Source organism: Novosphingobium sp. ZW T3_23, from assembly GCF_044987305.1.
In the GTDB taxonomy this organism is placed as follows: Bacteria; Pseudomonadota; Alphaproteobacteria; order Sphingomonadales; family Sphingomonadaceae; genus Novosphingobium.
Map to the genome: position 1 here is coordinate 38504 of NZ_JBJDRF010000003.1, position 21628 is coordinate 60131.

The 21628-nt window shown below is 65.9% G+C and carries 17 protein-coding genes; 5 read left to right on the forward strand and 12 right to left on the reverse strand.

The window, feature by feature from the left end:
- The first annotated feature begins 18 nt into the window (after positions 1 to 18).
- The 3 genes from ACI3K3_RS02700 to ACI3K3_RS02710 are packed head-to-tail and all read left to right on the forward strand — an operon-like array spanning position 19 to position 6226.
- The gene (locus ACI3K3_RS02700; protein WP_404911852.1) at positions 19 to 2811 is read left to right on the forward strand and encodes a TonB-dependent receptor; all 2793 of its coding nucleotides are present in this window, start codon (positions 19 to 21) and stop codon (positions 2809 to 2811) included.
- Positions 2808 to 3518, forward strand: a complete 711-nt coding sequence (locus ACI3K3_RS02705) for a DUF6250 domain-containing protein (RefSeq protein WP_404911853.1) — start codon at positions 2808 to 2810, stop codon at positions 3516 to 3518. The genes ACI3K3_RS02700 and ACI3K3_RS02705 overlap by 4 nt, the downstream gene beginning before the upstream one ends.
- 14 nt (positions 3519 to 3532) lie before the next feature.
- Positions 3533 to 6226 carry a Tat pathway signal sequence domain protein gene (locus ACI3K3_RS02710; protein WP_404911855.1) on the forward strand — a complete coding sequence of 898 codons (2694 nt, stop codon included), beginning with the start codon at positions 3533 to 3535 and terminating at the stop codon, positions 6224 to 6226.
- 22 nt (positions 6227 to 6248) lie between these two features.
- Here the strand turns inward: ACI3K3_RS02710 and ACI3K3_RS02715 are convergent, their stop codons facing one another.
- Both ACI3K3_RS02715 and ACI3K3_RS02720 read right to left on the reverse strand, forming a co-directional pair.
- On the reverse strand, positions 6249 to 7904 hold the full coding sequence (locus tag ACI3K3_RS02715) for a hypothetical protein (RefSeq protein ID WP_404911857.1): 1656 nt from the start codon (positions 7902 to 7904) through the stop codon (positions 6249 to 6251).
- Positions 7901 to 8692 carry a sterol desaturase family protein gene (locus tag ACI3K3_RS02720; protein WP_404911859.1) on the reverse strand — a complete coding sequence of 264 codons (792 nt, stop codon included), beginning with the start codon at positions 8690 to 8692 and terminating at the stop codon, positions 7901 to 7903. The genes ACI3K3_RS02715 and ACI3K3_RS02720 overlap by 4 nt, the downstream gene beginning before the upstream one ends.
- A gap of 254 nt (positions 8693 to 8946) precedes the next feature.
- On the opposite strand from ACI3K3_RS02720, the gene ACI3K3_RS02725 reads away from it, so the two are divergent.
- Entirely contained in the window at positions 8947 to 9774 is an 828-nt protein-coding gene (locus ACI3K3_RS02725; protein ID WP_404911861.1) for a LytTR family DNA-binding domain-containing protein, read from the forward strand.
- Between the two features lie 3 nt (positions 9775 to 9777).
- Here ACI3K3_RS02725 and ACI3K3_RS02730 read toward each other — a convergent pair whose 3' ends face one another.
- The 10 genes from ACI3K3_RS02730 to ACI3K3_RS02775 form a co-directional block, all read right to left on the reverse strand.
- Positions 9778 to 11103, reverse strand: coding sequence for a family 1 glycosylhydrolase (locus ACI3K3_RS02730; RefSeq protein ID WP_404911863.1), 1326 nt, complete (start codon positions 11101 to 11103; stop codon positions 9778 to 9780).
- A 12-nt stretch (positions 11104 to 11115) separates the two neighbouring features.
- Positions 11116 to 11985: an alpha/beta hydrolase gene (locus tag ACI3K3_RS02735; RefSeq protein ID WP_404911865.1), complete on the reverse strand. Its 870-nt coding sequence runs from the start codon at positions 11983 to 11985 to the stop codon at positions 11116 to 11118.
- Entirely contained in the window at positions 11982 to 12437 is a 456-nt protein-coding gene (locus ACI3K3_RS02740; protein ID WP_404911867.1) for a hypothetical protein, read from the reverse strand. Before ACI3K3_RS02740 ends, ACI3K3_RS02735 begins: the two co-directional genes overlap by 4 nt.
- Positions 12434 to 13426, reverse strand: a complete 993-nt coding sequence (locus ACI3K3_RS02745) for an MBL fold metallo-hydrolase (protein ID WP_404911869.1) — start codon at positions 13424 to 13426, stop codon at positions 12434 to 12436. Before ACI3K3_RS02745 ends, ACI3K3_RS02740 begins: the two co-directional genes overlap by 4 nt.
- A gap of 80 nt (positions 13427 to 13506) precedes the next feature.
- Positions 13507 to 15831, reverse strand: a complete 2325-nt coding sequence (locus ACI3K3_RS02750; protein WP_404911870.1) for a TonB-dependent receptor — start codon at positions 15829 to 15831, stop codon at positions 13507 to 13509.
- Positions 15832 to 15891: 60 nt separating this feature from the next.
- Entirely contained in the window at positions 15892 to 16725 is an 834-nt protein-coding gene (locus ACI3K3_RS02755) for a fumarylacetoacetate hydrolase family protein (RefSeq protein WP_404911872.1), read from the reverse strand.
- A 47-nt stretch (positions 16726 to 16772) separates the two neighbouring features.
- Complete coding sequence (locus tag ACI3K3_RS02760) at positions 16773 to 17657, reverse strand: VOC family protein (protein ID WP_404911874.1); 885 nt, start codon at positions 17655 to 17657, stop codon at positions 16773 to 16775.
- The gene (locus ACI3K3_RS02765; RefSeq protein WP_313435278.1) at positions 17654 to 18085 is read right to left on the reverse strand and encodes a heme-binding protein; all 432 of its coding nucleotides are present in this window, start codon (positions 18083 to 18085) and stop codon (positions 17654 to 17656) included. The genes ACI3K3_RS02760 and ACI3K3_RS02765 overlap by 4 nt, the downstream gene beginning before the upstream one ends.
- Positions 18082 to 19605, reverse strand: coding sequence for a bifunctional 3-(3-hydroxy-phenyl)propionate/3-hydroxycinnamic acid hydroxylase (locus ACI3K3_RS02770; protein ID WP_404911877.1), 1524 nt, complete (start codon positions 19603 to 19605; stop codon positions 18082 to 18084). The genes ACI3K3_RS02765 and ACI3K3_RS02770 overlap by 4 nt, the downstream gene beginning before the upstream one ends.
- Before the next feature lie 27 nt (positions 19606 to 19632).
- Positions 19633 to 20865 (reverse strand): amidohydrolase family protein, encoded by a 1233-nt coding sequence (locus ACI3K3_RS02775; RefSeq protein ID WP_404911879.1) that lies wholly within the window; start codon positions 20863 to 20865, stop codon positions 19633 to 19635.
- Positions 20866 to 21025: 160 nt separating this feature from the next.
- On the opposite strand from ACI3K3_RS02775, the gene ACI3K3_RS02780 reads away from it, so the two are divergent.
- On the forward strand, positions 21026 to 21619 hold the full coding sequence (locus ACI3K3_RS02780; protein WP_404911881.1) for a TetR/AcrR family transcriptional regulator: 594 nt from the start codon (positions 21026 to 21028) through the stop codon (positions 21617 to 21619).
- Positions 21620 to 21628 lie beyond the last annotated feature (9 nt).

The window sequence follows — 21628 nt, forward strand, 5'->3', positions numbered from 1 at the left end:
AAAAAGGGTCACTTCGCCATGTATCGGCTCACCGGCGCCTTGGCGCTTCTCCTCACCAGCACTTCGGTAATCGCGCAGGAGGCAGTGCAGCAGCCCCGTACCGGACCGACGGAATCGCAGGAGCCCGCCAGCGAACGCTCCGACATAATCGTCACCGGCATCCGCAGGAGCCTGGCTGACTCGCTCGCCGCCAAGCGGGATTCCGCTCAGGTCGTGGATGCCATCTCGGCCGAGGACGTAGGCAAGTTCCCGGATAAGAACATCGGCGAAGCGCTCCAGCGCGTGACCGGCGTGCAGATCACCCGCAGCGGCGGCGAGGGGCAGGCGATCACCATTCGCGGCGCCGATGCCTCGCTCAATCGCGTGGAGATCAACGGCCAGTCGGCGCTCTCCACCTCGATCGCGGCGGCAGCCGGCAATGGCAGCAATCGCGCCGTGGATTTCCGCGATCTTCCCGCCGAATTCGTCTCGCGCCTCGAAGTGCTGAAGTCCGCCACGCCGGACATGACCGAGGGCGGCCTTGGCGGCACGGTGCGCATCATCACCCGCCGCCCCTTCGATGCCAAGGACGGCTATCTCGCCGGCTCGGCGCAAGGCATCTACAACGAACTGGCCGACAAGGTGGACCCGAAGTTCGCGGTAATCGGCTCCAAACTCTTCGCGCATGACACGATCGGCGTGCTGGTATCGGGCACTTACGAGAACCGCACGATCCGCTACGATCAGGCCCGCACCACCGGCTGGCGGCAGGTCGAAACCCGGCAGCCCGCCACCCCCGCCGCCCAGAACTGCCTGTCCGGCCGCAATCAGGCGCGCTGCGTAGACCTGGACAACAGCGGCTTCGGCGACTTCTATCCCGACATTCCACGCTACATAACGGCCACCGAGCCGACCAAGCGCTATGCCGTGAACGGCATTCTGGAATGGCGCCCCAACGACGATTTCCGTGCCTATGTCGAAGGTACCTATACCCGCAGCGACACCATCTCCGACGATCAGTACCTTCAGCTCAGCACCACGCAATCGGTGGCGAACGGCGGCATCGATCCCACCGGCGTCGTCATCCGCGACGAGACGGCGCAGACGGTAACCTTCGTCAACGGGTCCAATGCGGGCACCGGGCCGAGCGTCAATTACCGCAGCGTGATCGGCAGCCTCAACCGCCGCACCTTCAACGGTATCCTCGGCGGCGAATGGACGACCGGCCAGTTCAAGTTCTCCGCACGCGGCACTTATGCCGCCTCGCGCGTGCTGAACGACGAAGTGGACGTGACCGCCTCGGTATCCGGCAAGGATGCCCTGCCGTGGATCACGATCGACTACAACAATCCGCAGAACGCCCCAAACATCATCCTGCCGATCGACACCACGACCACGCAGGGCATCAACACGCTGTCGGTTGAGGCCCGCCCGCGCCTCAACAAGCAGCGCGAGACCGGCGCCAAGTTCGACGCCGAATTCCGTCCGGACGAGCGCGGTTTCCTGACATCGCTGAAGAGCGGCATCGAACTGAACCAGCTCGTCTCCAGCAGTCGCTTCCAGAACGCGGTCTACACGCTCAACGGCATCACCGGCCAGACGACGCTGACCCGCTCCGGCGTGACCGGCACCCAGGTGCTGGGCACCACCACCCCGGCCGCGCAACTGGCGAACATCCGGGATCTGCTGAACACTTACGGCGGCATGGGAGACGGCAGCTTCTTCAAGACCGGCGACCTGGGCTTTTCCGGCATCGACCGCTGGTGGAACCTAGGCGACGATCTGGCCAATGCGATCGGCGTGCCCGACCCCTATACCAGCATCTCGCCGCTCGACACCTACAAGGTCACCGAAAAGACGATCGCCGGTTACTTCCAGGGCGCGTTCAACGTGGACCTCGGCTTCGATCTTTCCGGCGTGGTCGGTGCGCGTCTGGTACACACGCGCACCGTCTCCAGCGGCAGCCAGAGCACCGACGGCGTGATCACCCCGGCGCGCTACACCGGTGAATACACGGTGCTGCTGCCCTCGCTGAACCTGCGCGCCGAAGTGATCCCGCGCAAGCTGGTGGTTCGCGCCACCGCCTCTGACGTGCTGGCGCGCCCGGCACCCTCGCAGATGGCCCCGAACGTGCGGCTGGACTCGGTGGCGCTCACCGGATCGCGCGGCAACCCCGGCCTCAAGCCCTATCGCGCCTGGCAGTACGATCTCGGGTTCGAATACTATCTCTCGCGCACCGACTACGTTTCGGTCACGGCGTTCCGCAAGGACATCAAGTCGTTCATCGACACGCAGAGCCAGGAAGAGGAGATCGACGGGCAGGTCTATACGATCAGGCTGCCTGTCAACGGCACCCAGCACGTGACCATCCAGGGCGTGGAGGCCGGTGTGCAACTGGGGCTGGACTTCCTGCCCGGCCCGCTGAGCAACCTGGGCGTTACCGCCAACTACACCTTCAACAGCGACAGCGGCTACGAAGGCAAGGACTACTTCACCAGCGCCTCGCTGCCCTTCCCCGGCGTATCGCGCAACAGCTACAACGCCTCGGTGTTCTACGACGACGGCCGTTTCGCCATTCGCGGATCGTACAACTGGCGCAGCCGCTACCTGATCAACGCGGTGGATCGCGGCAACAACCCCTCGTTCGGCGAGTCCTTCGGCCAGTTCGACGCTTCCGCCAGCTACGTGATCAATCCCCATGTCTCGGTATTTTTGGAAGGCGTGAATCTCACGGATTCCACCCGCATCGAAAACGCCAACAGCGTCTATCGCCGCAACGTGATCGAGACTTACGGGCGCCGCCTCTACTTCGGCGTCCGGGCAAAACTGTGAGCACGCCGAGGTTCTCTCGCCGGGCAGCGGTCGCGGGGCTGGCGGGAGCATGTCTCCTGCCGGCCCCGGCCTTCGCTCGCGGCGGGGCGCGGCTGTTCGCGGACGACTTTCGCCACGGCCTGAACCGATGGCGGATCGAGGCGGAGGCGCCGGCACGGGTCACGGCCCTCGGCGGCGTGCTCGACCTGGAGGCGCCGGCCGGGCTCACGCTATGGTTCCTGCCGCTGCTCGAAGGCCGGATCGCCATCGAATACGAGGCCCAGGCCGTCTCCGCCGGTGGAGCGCATGACCGCGTAAGCGACCTCAACTGCTTCTGGATGGCACAGGATCCGGCCCTCACTTCCGGAGATGCGCTCGCTCGCACCCGGTCGGGCAAGTTCGAAGACTACGATGATCTCGAGACGTATTATGTCGGCCTGGGCGGCAACGGCAACGCAACCACCCGGTTCCGCCGCTATGTCGGCAAGCCCGGCGTAAGGCCCTTGTTGCCGGAGAACGACCGGCGAGGAGCAGAGGACATGCTAGCGCCCAATCGCTGGCAACGCATCCGCCTCACCGCCGATGGCGGCCGGATCGGCTTCTTCCGCGACGGCAGGCAGCTTTTCGCCTTCGACGATCCCCGGCCGCTGACGAAGGGTCATTTCGCCTTGCGTACCACCGCCAGCCACTTGCGGCTGCGCCGTTTCACCGTGTCCCGCCTCGCCTGAATTCCGGAGTTTCCATGCCCTGCTCACGTCGCACCCTGCTGCGCGCCGGTCTTCTTGGCGGCGCGGCGCTTTCTCTGCCGGGCCGCGCCCTGGCCGCGCGACCGCGCGCCATCGCGGCGGACCTGCATTGGCTGGACGGCGCAGCGCCCGGCTGGGACGGTGGGCAGAGCTTCGGCGTACCCTGGCCGCGCGGCACAGTGCGCCACGTCGAGCGGCTCTGCGCGCAAGCCGGCCAAGGCGCGGCGCTGCCGGTGCAGAGCTGGCCCCTGGCCTACTGGCCGGACGGCTCGATCAAATGGAGCGGCCATGCGCTTCCCGGTGAAACGGGGACCAGCAGCGTGACGATCGCCGCCGGGCGCCCCGCCGTGCCGGTGGAGAAAGTCACCGTCCAAACCCGCGCCGACGCCATCGAGGTGACCGTCGGCCCGACGCGCTGGCGCGTGCCGCGTCACGGCAGTGCCGTCATCGCCTCCGCCGAGCGCGACGGCCGCCTGCTGCTGCGCGACGTCCAGCTTCTGGCCCGCGCGCAGGACGCCGCCTCCGGCGAGGAAGCGGACACGCTCTCGCAGCATCATTACACCAGCCGCGTGGACAGGGTGACGGTAGAGCAGTCCGGCCCGGTCCGCGCCGTGCTCAAGGTGGAGGGTGTCCATGCCGGGGAGGCGCGCGCCTGGCTGCCTTTCAGCCTGCGGCTCTATTTCACCAGCGGCAGCGCGGCGGTGCGGATCGTGCACAGCTTCGTCTGGGACGGCAACGCCGAGCGCGACTTCCTTTCGGGACTCGGCGTGCAGGCGCGCGTGCCAATGCGCGGGGCGCTGCACGACCGCCATGTCCGTCTCGCCACCGAAACGGGACTCTTCGCCGAAGCGGTGCGCCCGCTGACCGGCCTGCGCCGCGATCCGGGCGAAGACTTCCGCCGGGCCCAGATAGAGGGTCGCGCTACCCCGGATACGGCCACGCTCCCCGAGAAATTCGCAGGGCTGCTCGACAGCATCCCCGCCTGGGGCGACTTCCGGCTGTTCCAGGGCACGTCCGAAGGTTTCGTGCTGACCAAGCGCACCCACAAGGGCCGTGCACCGATCCAGTCGCTCGAAGGGCATCGAGCGCGGGGCCTGGCCTATGTCGGCTCGCCCCAGGGCGGCGCGGCGATCGGCATGGCCGACTTCTGGAAGCGCCACCCGGTCCAGCTCGACATTGCCGAAGCGACCGGCGACGAAGCGGCGTTGACGGCCTGGCTCTGGGCGCCCGATGCCCCCGCGATGGACATGCGCTCCTACCGCGACTCGCTGGGCATGACCGACTATGTCGCGCAAAATCGCGGACTGGACGTGACTTACGAGGACTACGAACCGGGCTGGGATTCCGCGCAGGGGATTGCCCGCACCAACGAGCTGTGGCTTTGGGCCCTGCCCGCCACGCCCGACCGCGCGACGCTGGATGCCTATGCCGCCCATGTCGCCCGTCCGCCCCGGCTCCAGGCGACCCCCGCCACGATCCGCGCCGCCGGGGTGTTCGGAGACTGGGCACTTCCCGCCGCCACCGGGCCTGCCGCGCTGGCCGTGGAACGCCGGAACGACCTGCTGCTCGGCCATTATCGCGACGAGATCGAGCGGCGACACTGGTACGGGTTCTGGAATCATGGCGACGTCATGCACAGCTACGATGCCGACCGGCACCAGTGGCGCTACGACATCGGCGGCTATGCCTGGGACAACAGCGAACTCTCGACCGACCTCTGGCTCTGGTACAGCTACTTGCGCACGGGCCGCGCCGATCTGTTCCGCATGGCGGAGGCGATGACGCGTCATACCGGCGAGGTCGACGTCTACCATGCCGGACCCTGGGCCGGGCTCGGCACGCGGCACGGTGTCCAGCACTGGAGCGACAGCTCGAAGCAGCCGCGCGTCTCCAATGCCGCCTATCGCCGGATCTACTACTACCTCACCGGCGACGAGCGCGTGGGCGACCTGATGCGGGCTCTCGTCCATTCCGACCGCGCGCTCCAGACCGTGGACATCGGCCGCAAGGTGGCCGATCGCGCGCCGGAATCGCTCCCACCCGGCGGGATCGCCGCCGTAACGAAGCCGCAGGGTCTGCCGGAAGGCGTAATCCAGCTTCAGTTCGGCACGAGCTGGGGCAGCCTGGTCGCCGCCTGGTTCACCGAATGGGAGCGCACCGGCGAGCGCCGCTGGCGCGACCGCATCGTCGCCGGCATGGACAGCATCGCCGCCCTGCCGCGCCAGTGGTGGGCGGGCGGCGCCAACTTCGATCTCGCAAGCGGCCGCTTCGTCTCGGGCGGCGACCAGATCAGCGTCAGCCATCTCAACGCGGTGTTCGGCGTGGTGGAGATCATGGCCGAACTGCTCCCTCTGCTGGACGTTCCGCATTATCGCGCGGCATGGCTCGATTACTGCGCCTGGTACAATGCGCCCGCGAAGGATTGGGAGGAGCGCTTCGGTGAGCCTCCCCGAGGGCACAACCTGCGCCAGGCCCACTCACGCCTGACGGCCTATGCCGCTCACGCAAGCCGCGATCCGGCTCTTGCCCGGCGGGCCTGGGCCGAATTCCACGACGGCGATCTGCCGGACGATCTCGTCGCGGAGGAACTGCCCGGAGGCATCGTCGAGATACCCGGCCTATCCACCAACAGCGCCGCGCAATGGGGCCTTGCGGCCATCCAGAACCTGGCCCTGCTCCCCCCGCCATGAGGCGGAGGGGGCAGTCCGCCGTTCAGGGAAGGAGCCCTGACACCTCCCGGCGTTTGCCGTCATAGGCAGCATAGCCGGCACTCAGCGGCTTGCCTTCGGCGTCGGGCGTGAAGACGATGGCGGAGGGACGCTCCCCCGATAGCGGCCCGAAGGTCACTTTCAGCTTCATCTCGCCCGGCTTCGGCCCCGCAAGCCGGACATCGGCTTCGTACGTGGAATGGCCGCCCATCTCGATCCGGGTGCTCTCCCGCCCATCGTAGCGGTTGATCCCGTCGTCGCTGAAGGCAACGTAGGTCTTCGTGATGAGCGGACCGGCGCGGCTGTAGTCGATGTGACCCGAAGCGCGGCCGTAGACCTTGACCTCGATCGCCTTCGACTGTTCCGCAAGGCGGGGCACGATCGCCATGTTCGACGCGTCGCCGGCCTTGTTCACTGGCGTCGGGCGGGCCTTCACCACGGGTCCGGGCCGATAGTCAGGCATGTGCACGATGCGGATGCGCTTTTCGGCACTGCCCCTGCGGTTCTCGATCCACATCGCCTTCTGGCTGCCGGGATGCCAGGAGATCGGAGAATTGAAGACCCAGCCGTCTTCGGTCCCGAGGTTGGTGCCCAGATAGCCATCCTGCTGCTGCGAAGCGGCGATGTCGATCAGCACCGGGCCGACATTGCCTTCGCGTACGGTGCGCACGCCGGTCACCGCGTAAGTGTAGGCGAACATGCTCAACCCCATGTTGAGGCTGGCCGGATAAGGCCGTGGCAGCAGTCCGAGCACGGCGGGATCGGTCCGCGGTGAGAACCGCGTGGTCATCGTGACGCCAAGGCGTTCGTCCGGCGAGAAGATCGTGGTTTCGGTATATCCTGGCGTGTCGGTAACCGCCCGGACCGCGCCGGTGGCGAGATCCTGCGTGACTGAGTCCGGCAAGTCGCGGCCGACGGCTCCCACCAGCGACAGGGCCGTTCCGCCATGCACGAACTGCTTCACCTCGCCGCCGCGCACCGGCAGCGGGATTACGCCGTCCGCGTGCCGGGGATCCTTGGCGAAGGGCTCCAGGTTGCTGACGATGCGCGGGGCGACGATCCGATACCCATCCGCCTCGCGGCGCAATTCGCCCGTGAAAAGGGCGGCGGAGAAGTTCGAGAACAGCGTCGTCCAGGCCACATGCCGGTTGTCCGGTGCGATGACCATCTCGGACCAGCGATGCGCGATGTGCTCGCCGCCCGCGACTTCCGGCGGATAGGCGACCGGGACCAGCTTTGCGCGTCCGCATGTTTCCAGCACAGCCTCGCACTCGAGCACGAAGTCGCCCAGGAACACCCGGCGATCGTCCGCGAATACCATGTAGCGGATGCCGTTGTCCTTGGGGCGATCGGGGATGCGGCCCGCGAACAGCGGCCGAAGATCGCTGCCGTCATCCTTCATCGTGACCAGGACGAGATCGCGGGGGTCGCCATTGCTGCTGGACTGGTAGGCGACCAGCACCCTGCCCGAAGGCGTATAGGTGGCGGATGCAAGCTGCTCTCCCTTCGCGAAGGGCAGCGTGGCAACTTCCACCCGGCCGACCAAAGGCGTCGGAGCGGCCAAGGCGCCACCGCCCAGAAGCGATGCGGCGCCGACAAGAAGCGCCTTTGCGGCAAGCATGTTCATGTTCCTCTCCACGGCAAGGTTCTCTTCGATCATTCCGGGGCGACGGTGGCCGCCAATCCCGGCTGGACCTTGCGGCCACCGGATGCCCGGTCCTTGATGGCCTCGAAGTCGGCTTCGTACTTCTTGCGCATCGTGCCGCAGAGACGATCCCAGATCGTGGTGTATCCGCCGTAGTTCCCGTTGAAATAGCGATGGTGCTGGTCGTGGAAGGTCGCGGTGATGAACCACTTGGTCGCCCAGGTCCGGTTCCACCAGCGCGGCAGGAACTCGTAGCCGGTGTGGACGTAGAGGCCCATGATGATGCTCGTCGGCGCCAGCAGCACCATCGTGGCGTCGTGGATCGTGAAGATCGTCACGAACAGGGGGACGAAGCCGCCGTTGATCAGCGATTCCAGCGGGCTGACCGAAAGCGTGGTCAGCATGTTTGGCGAGGTGGAACGATGATGGATCTTGTGAACCCAGGTATAGAACGGCTCCTTGTGCATCCAGCGATGGAGCCAATAGAAGTAGGTGTCGAAGAGGAAGAAATAGAGCGCATATTCAAGCGCAATCACCCACCATGCCACCGGCCCGATGTGAAAGGCGATGTAACCGTGCGATTGAAGCCAGCCGTTCAGCGGCCCCAGCAGGAAGGCGGTGACCGTCAGGTTGAAGACCGCGAAGAGGATCTCGTTCCTGAAAATCGTCCACTTGAAGCCGCGCGGCTGGATCTTGCGGGCCTTGAAGAAGCCGGTGGCGATGCCCGCCCCGATACTGGCCGCCACAAAGCCCATCAACCACAGGTCCAGGAGGCGCTCGCCGCTCATGATGCTTTCGAACATGTCCGCCCCTCAGTTCAGCACGAGCGCGAAGGCGATTGCGTAGACGAACACAACGAGCGTGCCCGAATAGAGAACAGGTCGATTGACGGCCATCTTATGCTCCTCGAACGCCGACAGCCGGCGCGGGAACGAGCAATGTCAAGCCGCCGTTCGCCGGCAACCGCCATTGCGTTACTTGGCCTTGCCTCTTGCCAACGCCTCGGTTTTGCGTCCTTTTGCCGGTTCACGGTTCGTGAACGGGAAGGGAAGACAGCGTGAACTGGGCGCGGAGAGGCTTGCTCGAACTGTGGGCGATGGTGATGCTGGCGGCCGTCGTGGGTTTTCTCGGGCCTTTCGGCACCTATCTCGAAGCCGATTTCCCGACGCGGGTGTGGAACTGGTTTGCTCACCTGATGGGCGCTTACGTTCTGGTGAGGCCCACCATATGGTTCCTGGCAGTGCTGGCCGACGCGACGGCCATACCCCGCGGCGCCCTGATCTGCTGGGGCGTGCTGCTAGCCAGCTTCCCGCTTGCGCTGGTGTGGGAATGGGGAGCGAGCATGTTCTTCCAGGCGCTTGGCGGATTTGCGGGGCTTCTTCCCTTTGCCATACTCAGCGCGGCGGCCATTCTGGCTGTGGTCGTCGCTGCCAAGCGGATCGATGGAGAGCTGGCCAACCGGAAACACGCGCCGGTTCGGCCGACGGTATCGGAAGATCGCGCTCCTTCTCCCGCGCCGGAAATCGCCGGCGTGCCGCCGGTCGAGGATCGCGAAGAGGTACGCCCCAGACTGCTCGCGCGCCTGGGGCCAGCCTTCGAAGGCCCGATCCTCGCGCTGCAAAGCGAGGACCACTACGTTCGCGTCCACGGGGTGCGCGGCAGCGAACTGCTGCTGATGCGACTGCGCGATGCCATCCCGGAAATGGCCGACTGCCCCGGATACCAGGTTCACCGGGGGTGGTGGGTCGCAGAAAGCGCGGTTTCCGGGATGGAAACCAATGGCCGCAACCGCACCATCGTCCTGATCAACGGAGAGAAAGCACCCGTTGCCCGCGATTCCGTCGCCGCGCTGGAGCGGGCAGGCTTTCTCCCGCCCGCCCGCTAGTTGTTACAGCGAGTTGCGGCGCGCGATCGCGCCGAGGACGTTCGCGCTTGGCTTGGGCGTCCGCGCGAAGGTCTTTCGGTCCACGCTGCACAGGCCGAAGCGGGGCTTGTATCCGAAGATCCACTCGTAGTTGTCCAGCAGCGACCAGTGCATATAGCCGAGCACCGGCACGCCTTCGTCCATCGCCTGCTTCAGACCTTCCAGCGCAGCCGGGATGAAGCGCGCGCGCAAGCTGTCGTCGTCGGTGCCGACGCCGTGTTCGGAGACGAGCACCGGAACCTTCGTCGCCCCGTGGACATAGCGTACCGCACCCGCGAGCGAAGGCGCCCAGACTTCGGTGCCGGACCAGTTGCGATCGCTGCCTTCGGGCGCGGGCAGACGGCCCTTGTCGTTCCAGACGGCGCGTTCGTAGTTCTGCACGCCGATGAAGTCGTCTCCCTTGGCGATCTCCAGCCAATCACCGTAGAGTTCGGCACGCACTTTGTCGCGCATCGAGGCTTTTCCCGAAGCCTGGTCATCCAGCACCGAGAGGGTGAAGCCCACCGGCAGGTCGGAGCGTACCGCCTTGATCGCGGCGCGACCCGCCTTGTGCCCCGCCATCTGCCCTTTGACGATGACGTCCACGTCCTCCTTTCCGGCGACATTGGCGCAGAGGAAGCGCTCCACGCCCAGCCGCTTGGTGGCGGCGGCAAGGGTCTGGCGTTGCATGTCCCAGACCGGCGGGGGCAGGATGTTCTTGAGGATGAGCAGGATGTTCGGCTCGTTCAGCGTCATGGCCATGGCGATGTCCGCGCCGATGGCACGGGCCACCTTGTCGCAATAGCGGCCGAAGAGTTGAGCGGATTCCGGGTTGCTCCAGCCGCCCTGCGCGCTGAACCAGCGCGGTGCGGTGAAGTGGTTGAACGTGACGAGCGGCGCAAGACCGCGCGCGTGGCAGCCTTCGACGATGCGCTTGTAGTGATCGAGCATGGCCTGCGAAAACAGGCCCTTCTCCGGCTCGATCCGCGCCCACTCCACGCCGAAGCGATAGGATGTGAGCCCCAGCGACTTCACGATGTCGAGGTCCGTCGCCCAGAGTTCCAGGCTGTTGACCGCATCGCCCGAAGGCTCCGCAAAGATCGTCGGCTGCTGGTTTTCCACGAACCAGAGGTCGGAGGCGATGTTGTTGCCTTCGATCTGGTGCGGCGCGGTGGCCGCGCCCCAAAGGAAGCCTTTGGGGAAGTTCGGCGCGGGCCGCTTGGTCGCGGCGCGGGCCATGACGGGGGCCGCGGCGGCCACGACACCGGCGGCAAGCAGGCTTCGGCGGTCGAGATTGGCAATTCTGGTCATCGGTAGAGCCCCTCAGGAATGATCGGCGAAGAAGGAAAGAAGTTCGTCGGACAGGCGCCGGTCCGACGTGCCCAGGTGCATGGCCATGGAATAGTGATTGTGCCCCGAGGCGTAGTGCGCGCGCGGCAGGTGGCCATGGCGGCCGAGCCGGGCTTGCAGCAGGCTGGCCCACTCCGCCTGGAAGCGCGGCGGATCGAATTCGGCGCAAGCGACCAGCAGCGGCAGTCCCGTCGCCATGACCGCGCCCAGCGGCATGCGCAGGTCGTAGCAGTCCTGCGGGCCGTAATAGAGCATGTCCCGCTCATCCAGCGGCGTGAAGCCATAGAGCCCGGAAAGCAGCGCAGCGCCGCGAACCAGCCCGGCGTGATCCTCGCGTGCCTTGAGAAAAGCCGATACGTGGACCGCGCCCGCCGAAGTGCCCAGCAGGAAGATCCGCTCCGGATCGCCGCCATGCTGCGCCACGTTCGCGCGCAGCCATTCGATGGCAAGGCCCACGTCCTCCGCGCCCGAGGGCCACATATGCGTGGGCGCTAGGCGGTAGTTCATCACGGCGCCGACCATGTCGTTCGCGGCCGCCCAGCGCCCGACATGAGCATTGGCCCAACCGCTCTCGCCGCCCCCTGTATGTCCACCTTTGTCGCCCACCAGGAAACCGCCGCCGTGGACGAACAGGACCACCGGTCGCTGCTCTCCGCCCTCGCCGTAGAGATCCAGGCGGTTGCGCGGATCGGGGCCATAGGCGCAGTCGACGGCGATCGGCGCGACCCGGTCGGCCAACTCCCGCTGCTCGGCATCGAACAGGGACCGGCAGGCGGCGACGATATCGGGGCCGAGCCTCGTGCCCATCGCGGCGATGGCACCTACCGTTTCAGGTGCGGTCATGCCATTTCCTTCCCTTGGTGCGCGAACAGGCGAGTAAGCGCGAACGTGGTGCCGCCCACGCCCAAACCCGTTCCATAAACCAGCTTCGCGATCAGCGCGACGAGCCAGTCGATCTCACGCCACGGCCCCAGCAGGCAGAATGCGGCCAAGGCGGCGGCGCTCGCCAGCCCTGCCAGCACCACGGCAAGAACCGTGCGCACGACGAAGATAGGGCCTGTTCGCCCCCCTGCCTTGCGCAGGCTTGCCGAAACCACCAGCAGCGGCACCAGCGAGGACATCAGGGCGATCGCCGCGGCCTGCGGGAAGAAGTCGATCGCAAAATTGTCAGGCGCGGCGAAGTGCAGCGGGCGGCTGGCCAACCCGAAGACGGCGAAGAAGAACCCTGCGCTCAGGACCAGATTGATGACGCCGCTGGTGATCTGTTCACGTCGCAGCCGGGCGGCAATGTTCATGGCTTGCACCCCACGTCGAAGCTCTGGAGATCGCGCGCAAGATCGACCGGGCCGCCATAGCGCGTGGCGATCCCCGCACGAATGGAAGGCTCGTAATGCGGCAAGGGGCCGGGCGGGACGGCGAAGTGCGTCAACACCACACGCCCCACACCGGCCTGTGCCGCGATCTCGCCGACGGCTTCGGGCTTCAGGTGATGGGTCGAGAGGTGCCGCTCCATGCCGGAGAGCATCTCGGGCGAAGCGTCCTTGCGGCGCGTGCGGATTTCTCCGAGCAGGGCGTCGAGGGCGATGATCTCGGTGACGAACATGTCGCTGCCCCTGGCCAGCGCGGTCACGGCGGTGCTGGGGCCGGTATCGCCGGTATAAGTCACGCTTCGGCTACCGAGTGCGAAGCGATAGCTAAAGGACGTGTTGTTCGGATCGGATTTGCCGTCATGGTCGAAGTGGCTGTTGGCGGCAACCTTGACGCTCGCCCCCTGCCCGAGGTCGAGCACCTGCCCGTCCGCAAGTTCGATGACGCGCACCGAATCCTCAGGACGCGGCGGCGGGGTGCCGAGGCCGAAGCCGATGCTTCCCGGCGTCGCCAGCGAGGCGACGATACCTTCCACCACCGCCCGCGTGCCCACCGGGCCGTAGACGGTCAGGGCGCCGGGGAACTGGTTCATCCAGCGCAATCCGATCACGGCGGCGAGCCCGCCGGTATGATCGAGATGGTTGTGGCTGATGAACACCGTGTCGATCGCGCCCAGGTCCAGTCCGATCCGCGCGAGTTGGACGACGGTGCCGTCACCCGTATCGACGAGTATCCGGCGCTCCCCGATCGTCAGGAGATTGGCCGGTTCCGACCGTTCTGCCGTGGGCACCGGGCCACCCGCAGTGCCCAGCGTCGTCCAGCGCAGCGCCGGGCAGTTCGGAGCGGCGATGGCGGAATGGGAGGATATTGCCATGGCCGAAAGCGCCAGCGCCGCGATTGCGCGTGTAACTTGCATCATCACCCCTGCTTCAGTGCCTCTGACGGGCGGTTGAAGAATGCGGCCGGAACCTTGTTTACGGCTCCGGCCGGATCCGATCAGAACTTCGTTTCGGCCTGGATGCCGAAGGTGCGGCGGCCTTCGCGCGTCAGCCAGTTCACATAGGCGCCGGAGTCCGCGAAAGGCAGGTGAATGACGGAGGCGTGGAAGCGCTGGTCGAGCAGGTTGCGCACGAAGCCGCCGATCCGCCAGTTGCCGTCGGGATGGCCGATCCCCATGCTGAGGCCGATCGTGCCGTAGCCGTCCTGATAGGCATAGGCATTGGCGACGGCATACTGCACCCGGCTGCGGTAGTAGATATTGGCCGAGGTATCGAACTGGAGATTGTCATTGATCGGCAGCTTCACGTCCGCGCCCAGCGTGGCGCTGTACTTTGGCGCGCCGGAGAGCGGCTCACCCTTGGCCTGGACCAGGCTGGTGACGCCGTCCGCCGCCAGGAAGCAGGAATATCCGGCCTTCACGTCCTCCGGGCAGGCGGTGACATAGTCGGTGAACTTGGTGTCGGAATAAGTGAACCCGCCGCTGAACGAGAGCACCGGCGAAACGCGCCAGGAGGCGTCGATCTCGAAGCCCTTGGCGGTGAAGCCACCGGCGTTCTCGGTGACGAATTCCACGCCGTTGAACACCGAAGTCTGGAGGTTCTTGTACTTGTCGTAGAAGAGGTTGGCGTTGAAGGTCACGGCCTTGTCGAACAGCTGCGACTTGATGCCCACGGTGATGTCGCGGACGGTCTGCGGCTTCACGTTGGTGCGGGTGCCGGTGAGGCCGGTGAAGGTCACCGTCGGGCCCAGGTAACCGCGCGCGATGGTGCCGAACAGCATGACGTCAGGCGTGATCTTGAACTCGGCGCCGCCACGGCCGGACCACGAACCCTTCTTGGTGCTGCCGGTCTGGAGCGCCGTGGGCGTATATGGCGTGACGAAGCCGGAACCATCGGCGGCAGGCGTGGCGGGCGCGAAGTTGGGATCGATGATCGAGAAATACGATGCCTTCACCCAGTCGTACTGATAGCGCAGGCCGCCGATCAGGCTGAACTGGTCGGAGACGTGGAACTTGCCGTCGAAGAAGCCGGCCAGCGAGTCCGAACGGGTCTGCGTGTTGCCCTGCCCGCCCGAGATGTTGACGATGAAGCTCTGGAACGGATTGGCCGGGCGAAGCTGCGCGCGGTTGAAGTCATTGTCGTCACCCACCTTGCGGCGTGAGGCATAGACGCCCGAGGTGAATTCGAGCTGGCTGCCGCTGGGCGAGCTGATGCGCAGTTCCTGCGAGAGGAACGACTGGTCCGTGCCGGTCTGCTGGGCAGTGAATACCGGAACGCTGGAGCCGTCGATGGCGAAGACCTGCGGCCCTTCGTCGAGACGGCGGTATGCCGTGATCGAGGTCAGGTTATAGTCGCCCAGCGCGTAGTTGATCTCAAGCGAGGCGCCGTAGTTCTGCTCCGACGAGTAACCGGCGTAGTCTTCCACCGACTTGGTGTTGTCGAAGCCCGCCGTAACGCCGAGCGCGGTCAGGTTGTCGAACCGCGCGGCCATGAGCGGGTTGGCGAAGCTGGGCAGGCGATTGAGCGTCCAGAGCTGGCCGGGGCCCTTGCGGCTGATCTTCGAATAGTCGCCGATCAGGTAGATCGAAAGGTCGTCGCTGGGCTCGAAGAAGAACTTGGCACGGCCGCCGTAGCTTTCCTCGCCGCCCCAGGTCTCGTCGCGGTAGACGTTCTTGAGGAAGCCGTCGTTGCGGCGATAGAAGCCGAACACCGCCAGCGCCGAATTCTGCGAAACCGGCACGTTGACGCTGGCATTGGCGTTGACTTCGTTCAACTGCGCATAGCTCAGGAAGGCCTTGCCGAAGAAGCGAGAGGCGTCCGGCTTCTTCGTGGTGATGTTGATCACGCCGGAAGAGGCGTTCTTGCCGAACTGCGTACCCTGCGGGCCTTTGAGAACTTCGACCCGCTCCAGATCGCCCAGGCTGTTGATCGGGTTGCCGAAGGGAATGACCACGTTATCGACCACGGTGCCGACGTTCTGCTCCGAAGAACTGGAGAAGCCGCCCGCCGAACCGACACCGCGCAGACGGAAGCCGGAATCGTTGGGCGAAGAACCGAACTGCACGCCCGAGAACTGGTACTGGATATCGGTCAGCTTCTGGAAGCCGCTTTCCGTAAGCTGGTCTCCGGTGATGGCGGAAACCGCGATCGGCACGTCCTGGAGACGCTCGGCCCGGCGCGAGGCGGTGACGATGATATCGGTTCCCGAAACCGACTGCGTTTCAGGCGCTGGCGACGGCGCGGCCTCCTGGGCCATGGCAGGCGCGCTGAAAGCGCCGAGGGCTATGCCGGAAAGCAGAGTGAACTTGCTGATGGTGTTCATGTTGATCTCTCCCCTAGTTGATTGTCGTTGCCGTTTGTTATGGCTGGTTATTGCGACCCGTCAGGCTTCGTCGATGACGGGGTTGGAAAGGGTGCCGATCACGCCGACCGAGACTTCCACCGTATCCCCGGCCTTCAGGTAGAGCGGCGGCTTGCGCTTGTCGCCGACGCCGCCGGGGGTGCCGCTGGCGATCACGTCGCCGGGCTTTAGGTCGGTGAAGGTGGAGCAGTAGGCGATCACCGTGGGAATATCCCAGATCATGTCCGACACCGGCTGGTCCTGCACCAGTTCGCCGTTCACGCGGGTCTGCACGCGCTGCGAGGCGAGGTCTTCGACGTCCGAAACGGGGACCATCGACGGCCCGAAGCCGCCGGTGCCGGGCCAGGTCTTGCCGGGGGTGAACTGGATGTTGTGGCGCTGCCAGTCGCGGATCGACCCATCGTTGAACGGCGCGAAACCGGCGACGTGCTCCCATGCGTTCTCAGGCGCGATGCGGCGACCGGGCTTGCCGATCACGACGGCGAGTTCGCCCTCGTAGTCGAAACGCTCGCTTTCGGGCGGGCGGACCATGGGCGCGCCGTCGGCGATCAGGCTGTCGGCCCAGCGGGTGAAGATCGCCGGGTGCTCCTTCTGCTCGCGGCCGGTCTCGGCAACGTGGGTGGCATAGTTGAGGCCGACGCAGAGGATCTTTTCCGGATTCGGCACCACCGGCAGCAGCGTGACGGCATCGCGCGCGAACTCGCCCGTCGAGGGCAGCGCGGCGAGGTCGCCCGCCAGCATGTCCTTCAGCCATGCGTCCGCGCCGGTTGCGCCGAGATCGATCACCTTGTCCTCTTCCAGGCGGCCGAAGCTCCTGGTGCCATCGGGACGTTCGAAGCTGATGTAACGGTTCATGCGTAGTCTCCCCTGCCCCCGCGTCTCGCGCGGCGGCGGTCAAATGGTCAGAGCGGCGCGGCTTCCCAGTCGCGGCGGAAGCGGAAGCGTTCCTCGGCGCGGCGCAAGCCTTCGAAATCCTTGTCGGACATGCCCCACTGGTCGATGCGGCCCGCGGGCCAGGTCCAATCGTCCGGCGCGCCGACCTTGTAGTCGTCCGGCACTTTCTCCACGGCGGTCGAGAACTCGATCACCGGGCCGAACGGGGCGATGAAATAGGCGTAGACGTTGGCGCCGGGGCCGTGGCGACCGGGGCCCCAGGCAGGCACCAGCGCATGGTCGCGCAACCGGCCGATGCCGCGCATCACCGCGTCCATGTCCTCCATCTCGAAGGCGACGTGGTTGAGCGAGGCGAAACCGGCGCGGGCGAAGGCGGTGGAGTGGTGGCTGTCGTTGCAGCGCACGAAGACCATGCCCTTTGTCCGGTCGGACACGCGGAAGCCCAGCACATCTTCCACGGCATTACCGCAGGCTTCGGCATCGGCCGCATTGAAGACGACATGGGTGAGCTTCACCGGCAAGTCGCGCCCGACGATCGGTTCGACTTCGGCGGCATCCACCAGGAAGCGCAGGATCGTGCCCTCGGGTAGTTCGACCAGCACGCCGTGCCCGCCGCCCAGGTCGTCGCTCCGGGTCGGGCTGGCGGTCCAGCCTGCGGTAGCGACGCGGGCTTTCAGCGTTTCCAGTTCTCCGGCCGTGCAGACGAAGGTGGTCGAGCGGACGAATTCGTCGTCCGACTTCTCGAAGGCGACGAGGTAGGGGAACGTGCCGGAGCCGCGCAGGTAGTGCGTTTCCCCTTCGACGCCAGCGTCGGCCATGCCCCAGATTTCGGTCATGAACGCGGCGGCGGCGGCCGGATCGGGCAGCGCCAGTTCGATGCTGCGCAGTTTCATGGCTCTTGCTCCTGAAGAAGTCCCGCCGCGCGGATACCCGCTCGGGCGCAGTCGGCGTCGCACTCGCCGGTGTCACCGCTGACGCCGACGGCGCCGATCAGAGTGCCCGCGGCATCGCGGATCACCACCCCACCCGGTGAGAACGCGATGCGTCCGCCGACGGCAGCGGCGACGCTTTGAAAGAACACGGGGTTGCCCTTGGCCCGCTCGGCCAGGACGGCGCTATCCGCGTCCATACCCACGGCGCCCTCGGCCTTGGCCCTGGCGATGTCGAAGCGATAGAGGCTGGCGCCGTCCTCGCGCGCGAAGGCGACCGGATGCGCGCCCGCGTCAAGCACGATCACTGCCAGCCTCTTGGCATCGCGGGCGCGCGCTTCGGCGAGAGTGCCGATGATTATGGTCTGGGCCTGAGCCAGAGTGAGAGTCATGCGGCAAGCTCCTGATGGCTGAAAAGCTGGGCCGCGCGGGCCGCAAGCAAATCCTCGGCGCTGTGACTGGCGGTGCCGAAAACGTAGTGGTCGGGGCGAACCAGCACGGCATCGACGCCATGGTCGTCCAGCCATGCGGTGATCGCGCCATCGTCCGGCAGGGTGTCTGCGCCGATCCGGGGCACGCCTTCGGTGCTGCCCGGAACGGCGTCGTCGCGAACGAACAGGCGCCAGCCGCCGCCGGTCAGGTCGTCCAGCTTGCGGCCATCGGCCAGCACCGGCTGCACGAAGCGAACGCCCGCGCCGGAAGTGCCGGACAAGACCACGCCCTCGACGATTGCCGGGATCAGATCATGCGCGGTTTCGCCGGACTTCTGGCGCGCTTCCTCACGGATGCGGGCATCGCGTGCAGCGGCTTCGGCAGGATCCAGTTCGCAGATATAGCGACCTGCGGCCACGGCGGCGCCGATCACCGCGCGGACATGCGGGTCGCGCTCGGATTGGTAGGTGTCGAGCACCGCAGCATCGGCGCCGTGGTTGGCCACCGCGTCCATCTTCCACGCCAGATTGGCGACATCGCGCAACCCATGGCACATGCCCTGCCCGAAGAACGGCGGCGTCTGGTGCGCGGCGTCTCCCGCCAAAAACACGTTGCCGACCTGCCACTGGTGGGCGACGAGACCGTGAAAGCGATAAGTCGCGGCGCGCACGATCCTGTGCGGTACCTCCGCCATCCACGCGCCGACCAGTTCGGCCACCTTCTCGGGCGCCGACATCGCGACATCGTCCTCTCCGGGAAGCAGCATGAACTCCCACCGGCGATGATCGCGGCGGCCGGGGACCACGGTGGCGGGCCGCGAGGGATCGCACATCATGACCGACAGGCGCTGGAGATCGGCGCCTTCGGGCACGCCGGAGAGCGGCGGGAACGCGACCGGTCCCTCGACTTCGGCATCGACTACCAGCCAGGGCTCCTCGAAATCGAGATCGTCCAGTTCGACGCCGAGCGCCTTGCGGACGCCGCTGCGCGCGCCGTCGCAGGCGATGACCCAGCGGGCCCGCGCGGTGCGGGGTTCGTCCCGATCGAGATAATCGACCGTCACGCCGTCCGCGTCCTGCGTCAGCCCGGTGAAGCTGGCGCCCCGTTTCAGCGCGACGTTCGGCATCGCGGCAAAACCCTCACGCAAGTGCGCTTCCAGTTCGGGCTGGTAGAAGAAGTAGTCGTTCGCCCAGCCGAACGGACGCGGCTTGCCCACGGTGCCCATGTAGCGGATCACGCCATGGTCGGCGCCGACATGCAGGTGGCCGTCGGTGGCGATCATGTCGCCCTCCACCCGATCGATCACCCCGGCGGACTGGAACAGGCGCATCATCTCATGATCGAGATGGACCGCGCGCGGCAGCGGATAGTGTTCCAGTTCCCGTTCGAGAACCAGCACCTTGAGCCCTTTCAGGCCGAGAAGGTTCGCGGCCAGCGCGCCCACCGGGCCGCAGCCTACGACAACCACGTCGCACGACATCGTTTTAGCCCCTAAAAAACCTGATCATTAACTCGGTTCGATTTCGGCCGGCGCCTTGTAGAGCGCGCCGCCCTTCATGATCATCTTCAGCCGATCCTTGTCCTGAAGGATCGCAACGTCCGCCGTGGGATCGCCGTCGACCAGCAGGAGGTCGGCCAACCAGCCTTCCTTCACCAGCCCGACTTCCAGCCCCATCAGCTCACCACCGTATTGGGTGGCCGAGCGCAGTGCCTCTGCGGGGGTGAAGCCGTAGTGCTGAACGAAATGCTCCAGATCGCGGGCGTTGCGCCCGTGCGGATTGAACGGAAAGCCGTAGTCCCCGCCGGTCAGGATGCGCACGCCGCGCGCCTTCAGTTCGGGCACCAGCTTGCCTTCCAGCCCCATGCGGACATTGGCGCTGGCCTTCATGTGCGTCATGTCGATATGCGGCGGCGGACTGGCCTCGATCGCGGCGATCGATACCCCGGGGCCGGGCGCGTAGAAGAACTTGTCCCTGTCTGCCGCCATGCGCTCCACCGTCGCGTCGTCGGCGAAGGAACAGTGGTAGAGGATGCGCGCTCCGGCATCGAGGGCAAGGCCGATAGCTTCCGGCGAATAGGTATGCGCGGCGATCCACATCCCCGCCTCGCGCGTGGCTTCGCCGGCCGCGAGCATTTCCTCGCGGGTATAAAGCACGTCCATCGCGGAATTCGGCTTCAGCGCATCCTCGCCGGAAACCACCAGCTTGATCGACTGGACGCCCTCGTCCCTGCAATAGGACACGAACTGGCGCATCGCATCCGGCCCGCGACCGTTGAACACATCGCCGGTATCGACGCCTTCGTCGCCTTCCGGGCTGCGTTCCAGCGTGGAGGGCACCATGCGCGGCCCCGGCGTCTCGTCCGACGCAATGGCCTGGGCGAGTTCCGGCTCGATCATGTCGCCCAGCGCGCCGGCCGAGTAGATCGAGGTGAAACCATGGTCCAGCAGCACCCGCGCATTGCGCCAGGCGGCAATTTTCAGTTCTTCGGGAGGGAGGATGAACTGGTGGTAGATCTTCTCTACCGACGAGCCCCAGGTCAGGTGGGTATGCGCGTCCACGAGGCCGGGCATCAATGTCATGCCACGCCCTTCGATCACCACATCCGCATTCTCGCCGTCCAGCGCGTCTCCGCCGAAGGCGACGCGCACGATGCGCTCTCCCTCCACCAGGACCGCTCCGGCTTGCCGGGGGGAACCGCTACCATCGAAAATGGAAACCTGACGGATCAGGGTCCGCATCGCTCTCTCTCCCGCGCTCTATTGTTCGGCTTGAGTGCGATTTAACGCAGAACGGCATCATTCGTAAAATAATGATTATTGGATTTGCCATAGCCTCAACCTATGGACGTTCGACTATGAAGCCTTGCGATGGAAGGGGTTCCTGCGTCACATTGTCGCGATGACCGATGCCGCCTTGCCCACCACACCCCCGCCAGCCTCGGCCGGATCGAAACATGCGCGCGCGCTCCGCTCCGCGCAGGCGCTTCAGGAAGCGATGTTGACGCTTCTGCAGAACAAGCCGTTCGATCAGATCACCGTTCGCGACATCTGTGCGGAGGCGAAAGTGCATTACGCCACTTTCTTCCGGCATCATCAGACCAAGGAAGCCTTGCTGAACGCGATCGCCAAGGATGAAATCGCGCACCTCAACCGCTTGACCTTGTCCATTCGCCATGCCGAGGACTACGAGAGCGGCTTCCGGGCCCTCTGCCAATACGTCGAAGACCACCGGCGGCTCTGGTCGATCCTTCTCAACGGTGGCGCCGGCGGAGCCATGCGCGAGGAATGGTTGCGCATTTCCATGATCGTGGCGCAGTCCGAAACGCCGCTCAACGAATGGCTTCCGCGAGACCTCGGCACGATCTGCGCGGCAACGCTCATTGCGGAAACGCTGGCCTGGTGGGTTGGGCAGCCGGAAGGTGCCTATAGCGTATCGGAGGTCGCCAGGATCCTGTTCCGCCTGATTTCGACGTCGATCATGGCGCCTGATTGAGATTGCTCA